Source organism: Winogradskyella pelagia, from assembly GCF_017581965.1.
Classification (GTDB): Bacteria; Bacteroidota; Bacteroidia; order Flavobacteriales; family Flavobacteriaceae; genus Winogradskyella; species Winogradskyella pelagia.
Genome location: NZ_JAGEVF010000021.1, coordinates 1 through 4,515 on the forward strand (window position 1 = coordinate 1; position 4,515 = coordinate 4,515).

Consider the following 4,515-nt stretch of genomic DNA (forward strand, 5'->3'; position numbering starts at 1 on the left):
TCGCCTACTTTGGAAATTCCGCAGGAATTTCCAACTTGGTGTGTACTTGCAAAGTTAATCGCTAACCCACGCAACTACTCATAGCCGAGACCGTTACCTGCAAGCTGAAAACAGAACTTATGAAAACAATTGGAACATTAATTTTACTGCTGATTTCCTCAAATATTTTTGGACAAAATCTCTCTGAATGCGGAATTGACAATAATCCGAAACTCACTCAAGCGGAATCTGAATATCTGAACGCATATTTGACTGAAAAAAGAAACGGATTTGACTTTAATGACAAAAAAGTGATTTTCGTAACTGGAAATAGTGGTAACAGAATTGGAACTAAAAAGGAATACTTTGACTACATAAAAAAGTGGAATGAGAAAGACTCTAAAGTAGCGACTGGAATTGATATTCTTACTAATGACCAAAAATTAGAATCTAACGGATACGATGTTATTGTGACTTATTGGGTCAAGGTTTTGACTGAAAAACGGAAAAAGAAAATATTAACTGAAATAAAAGCCAGCAGGTAACAATGTATAACCGCAATTACGGCGGATTCGACTACGTCCGAATCCACTCGGAATTGCTAAAGTCAGTGTCAAACCGAAAATTAACGCATATTAACCCGTAACTGACAGTTATACTAGACCGTTGTGCAACATTAAAAACAAACATATGAGAAGAATTTACACCATTGTATTATTATCAATCATATTAACATCTTGTGGTGTTAAAAAGTATTCAATTATTCCAAATTCCGAAACTACTTATAGTCCAGAAATTAATCAATCTAAAACATCAGAAATTGGAATAACTTTAGTGTCTAAAGAAACTGCCAAAAAATATGATGCAATGGTAATAACTAAAGAAGTAAAAATCAAACCAAATGTGGTTAAGACACTTAAAGTTGGCGAAACATTTATAAAAACATTTGAAACTGAACAATTTGATTTGTACGAAAATATAAACAATCCAAATTTCGGAATTGCCTTATCAAAAAATAATGAAAGTCCTAAAACATATTCTACAGGAATTACAGGTACTGGATTACAATTCCAAAACTCCAAGTATACGTTAGAATATAAACTAACAGAAAGACCGATAAAGGATGATGATTATTACAAACAGGAATTCATATATAATGGAAGAGTTGGAAATGGCATCAAATTTATTTATCGAGAATTTATTAATGATTATGCACGTCCAGCTTTTACTCAAGACTTGCAGTATGATTTGAGTGAAGATAGCATTATTGGTTTTAAAGGATTAAGATTAGAGGTTATAAACGCAACTAATACGAAAATTGAATATAAGATATTAAAGCATTTCTAATAATAACGTTGCACAACAATGGCTATAAGTAATTGCTTGTTCTCGCCTACATTGGAAATTCCTGCGGAATTTCCAACTTGGTGTGTACTTGTAAAGTTAAGTTCTAACCCACGCAACTACTCATAGCCGAGACCGTTGGCATTCATTATAAGAAACCCTGAAAAATAAATGACATTAAGGAAAGGAAAAACAAAATCGACACTTGAAAGCTCAATTGAATCAGCACTTTTAGCTGTCGAAATTTACAATAAGCCAAGAACACCATTTAGAGTTGAGGGATTTATTACTCAAATGATAATGGCTTGGACTCGCCTTTTTCACGCTCATTTTAATAATACAATTGGAAGTAGATACTATTACAAGAATTCCAATGGAAGATATCAAACAATTGATGGAGAAAAAAAATCTTGGGAATTAAAAACTTGTATAACAAAACACGGAGGAATACCAGCGTCTGTAAAATCAAATCTAACCTTCTTTATTAAGCTTAGAAATAAAATTGAACACAGACATATTGACCGAGACGAAGTCGGAATAATGATATTTGGAGAATGTCAAGCATTACTCTACAATTACGAAAATACTTTGATTGACTTTTTTGGAGAAGAATATGCATTAAATGAAAGTTTGTCTTTTTCAATACAATTTTCAAGACTACGAAAAAAATCACAGCTGAAAGCCAGTAAAAAATTACTATCTAAAGAGATAAAAGAGCTAAAAACATTCATTGAGACTTATAGAAATTCTTTGACGGATGAAATATTTAATACCCAAGAATATAGTATAAAACTTATTCAGGTACCGAAAATTTCAAACACCAATAGAAATGATTTGGCAGTTGAATTTGTTAATTGGAATTCAATTTCCGATGCTGACCGAGAAAACTACGATAAAGTTACTGCGATAATTAAGGACAAAGTAGTTAAGAAAGAAGCAATAAATCCGGGAAAAAGAAAACCTAGTGATGTAATAACTAAAGTCAATTCCGAAATTGATTTTGAAATAAATCACTACGACCATAAATGTTTGTATTGTTGTTTTAAAATAAGACCAGGAAGCGCAAACGATATTGATGACCCATTTGACACCAATGCGAATTATTGTCATTATGATGAAGTACACGATGACTATGTTTATCAAGATGCTTGGGCGGAATTAATTATTCGAGGGATAAACGCAGGAATGTTGACCAAAGAAATTTGGAAAGCTAAATTCAAGGCAAAAGATAGCTTTAATTTGAGTGAATTTGAGCCAGCGGAAGAATAACGAAATGCCAACAATGTATAAAAATAATAGCGGTTTAATCGCTAAAACAAAAGTAAGTAAATATAAAAAAGGTCTGTGTTTAACCGAAAAGTTAGTGCTTGTAAATCCGCTACTATTCTTATACTAGACCGTTACCCACAAGCTGAAAACCCACCGCACATTTTAGCACTTTCGGTTTTTTCCGACACACAAATCCAAAGCTAAAAAACCAAAAGAGCTAAAATTTTCTCAACCCTTGAGAATTATGTATTTAAGTATTTGCTTAAATAAGAAATAATTGTAACTTTGCGATATGGAAAAAAATTCTTGCATAAGACAACAAGCCGATATTGAACAAATAAATCGTTGCAAAGACACAGTTTCGGAATTAAACGATTCGTTCGACTATTTGGCGAACGGACTTTCATTAGTCGGAAATAGCGTTCGACTGAAAATACTTTACCTACTCTTTGAAGAAAAAAGACTTTGCGTTTGTGATTTAAGCGATATTCTTGGAATGAACATTTCTGCAATCTCTCAACATTTGAGAAAAATGAAAGACCGAAATTTATTAGAAACAGAAAGAGATGCTCAAACGATTTTTTACTCACTCACGGCTGAATACGAAAAAATGCTAAATCCATTCTTTGAGATGCTTGATAAAAACAAAATTTTAGAAACGATATGAAAAGCGAAAACAAATTAATTGGTGCAGGTTTGTTAACTGCAATTACAGCTTCATTATGTTGTATTACACCTGTTTTGGCTCTAATCGCAGGAACAAGCGGAATTGCTTCAACATTTTCTTGGATTGAACCTTTTAGACCATATTTAATTGGACTGACAATTTTAGTTCTCGGTTTTGCTTGGTATCAAAAACTAAAACCTCAAAAAGAAATTGACTGTGAATGCGAAACGGATGAAAAACCAAAATTTATTCAATCAAAGAAATTTTTAGGAATTGTAACTGTATTTGCAATTGTGATGTTGGCTTTCCCATACTATTCAGGAATTTTTTACCCAAATACAGAGAAGCAAGTTATTGTAGTTGACAAATCGGACATTAAAACAACGGAATTTAAAATCAGCGGAATGACTTGTGCGAGTTGCGAAGAACACGTCAATCACGAAGTAAACAAACTTAACGGAATTGTAAACTCAAAAGCGTCTTACGAAAATGGAAATGCAATCGTTGAATTTGACAAAACCAAAACTAATGAAACGGAAATTGAGAAAGCAATCAATTCAACAGGCTATAAAGTAACCGACAAAAAAGAAAATTAATGGAAACTATATTAAAATCTGAAATCACTTGTCCAAACTGCGGACATAAAAAAGTAGAAGATATGCCAACAAACGCTTGTCAATTTTTCTACGAATGTGAGAATTGCAAAACGGTTTTGAAACCAAAAGAGGGAGATTGTTGTGTTTATTGTTCTTATGGAACAGTAGCTTGTCCACCAATTCAAGAAAATAAAAGTTGTTGTTAAAAAGCCAACGCTAAAAGCCATACACTTTTGTAATTCGCTTCAGCCGACACACAAGCCAAAAATTACAAAAGAGTATGTCTTTGCCAACGCTGAAAACCAAGCTGAACGGAATAAAGCCAGTGGGTAACAACGTATATAAAAAATAGCGGTTTAGGTGCTAAATCGAAATGGATTTTATAAATTTAAGGTCTGTGTTTAACCGAAAAGTTAGTGCAAAAAATCCGCTACTTTTCATATACAAGACCGTTGGCAACAATTAAAAAAATGAATAGAAGAAAAATTTGGTTTTTTAGTTCTTTAATCGTGACTTTTTCCACGATTATATTTTTAGTTACGGGCTCTTCATTATTGATGATAGCATTGGATGATGCTAATTCTATTCCTCTTGGAACTTTTATAACTTGGGCTGGAATGATTGCACTTCCATTATCTGTATATTGGGGAATAAAAGAGT

General features: G+C 32.6%; 7 protein-coding genes. 6 read left to right on the top strand and 1 reads right to left on the bottom strand.

The features are described 5' to 3' along the window. Nucleotides 1–119: 119 nt before the first annotated feature. The 6 genes from J4050_RS14930 to J4050_RS14955 all read left to right on the top strand — a co-directional run bounded on the left by J4050_RS14930 (nt 120) and on the right by J4050_RS14955 (nt 4,061). Nucleotides 120–524, top strand: a complete 405-nt coding sequence (locus J4050_RS14930; RefSeq protein ID WP_208155420.1) for a DUF8192 domain-containing protein — start codon at nt 120–122, stop codon at nt 522–524. Nucleotides 525–669: 145 nt separating this feature from the next. Continuing rightward, nucleotides 670–1,326 carry a hypothetical protein gene (locus J4050_RS14935; protein ID WP_208155421.1) on the top strand — a complete coding sequence of 219 codons (657 nt, stop codon included), beginning with the start codon at nt 670–672 and terminating at the stop codon, nt 1,324–1,326. A gap of 168 nt (nt 1,327–1,494) precedes the next feature. Then, complete coding sequence (locus tag J4050_RS14940) at nt 1,495–2,592, top strand: DUF3644 domain-containing protein (protein ID WP_208155422.1); 1,098 nt, start codon at nt 1,495–1,497, stop codon at nt 2,590–2,592. Nucleotides 2,593–2,884: 292 nt separating this feature from the next. Continuing rightward, entirely contained in the window at nt 2,885–3,259 is a 375-nt protein-coding gene (locus J4050_RS14945) for an ArsR/SmtB family transcription factor (RefSeq protein WP_208155423.1), read from the top strand. After that, nucleotides 3,256–3,855: a mercuric transport protein MerTP gene (gene merTP, locus J4050_RS14950; protein ID WP_208155424.1), complete on the top strand. Its 600-nt coding sequence runs from the start codon at nt 3,256–3,258 to the stop codon at nt 3,853–3,855. Before J4050_RS14945 ends, merTP begins: the two co-directional genes overlap by 4 nt. Further along, complete coding sequence (locus J4050_RS14955) at nt 3,855–4,061, top strand: GDCCVxC domain-containing (seleno)protein (RefSeq protein WP_084677408.1); 207 nt, start codon at nt 3,855–3,857, stop codon at nt 4,059–4,061. Before merTP ends, J4050_RS14955 begins: the two co-directional genes overlap by 1 nt. A gap of 224 nt (nt 4,062–4,285) precedes the next feature. Here the strand turns inward: J4050_RS14955 and J4050_RS14960 are convergent. Continuing rightward, a partial coding sequence (locus tag J4050_RS14960; RefSeq protein ID WP_208155425.1) for a hypothetical protein occupies nt 4,286–4,515 on the bottom strand: 230 nt, incomplete at its 5' end.

What these genes read in the sequence shown, in the direction of transcription:
- J4050_RS14930 (WP_208155420.1), top strand. Translation starts at nt 120, where the DNA reads ATGAAAACAATTGGAACATTAATTTTACTGCTGATTTCCTCAAATATT.
- J4050_RS14935 (WP_208155421.1), top strand. Translation starts at nt 670, where the DNA reads ATGAGAAGAATTTACACCATTGTATTATTATCAATCATATTAACATCT.
- J4050_RS14940 (WP_208155422.1), top strand. Translation starts at nt 1,495, where the DNA reads ATGACATTAAGGAAAGGAAAAACAAAATCGACACTTGAAAGCTCAATT.
- J4050_RS14945 (WP_208155423.1), top strand. Translation starts at nt 2,885, where the DNA reads ATGGAAAAAAATTCTTGCATAAGACAACAAGCCGATATTGAACAAATA.
- merTP (WP_208155424.1), top strand. Translation starts at nt 3,256, where the DNA reads ATGAAAAGCGAAAACAAATTAATTGGTGCAGGTTTGTTAACTGCAATT.
- J4050_RS14955 (WP_084677408.1), top strand. Translation starts at nt 3,855, where the DNA reads ATGGAAACTATATTAAAATCTGAAATCACTTGTCCAAACTGCGGACAT.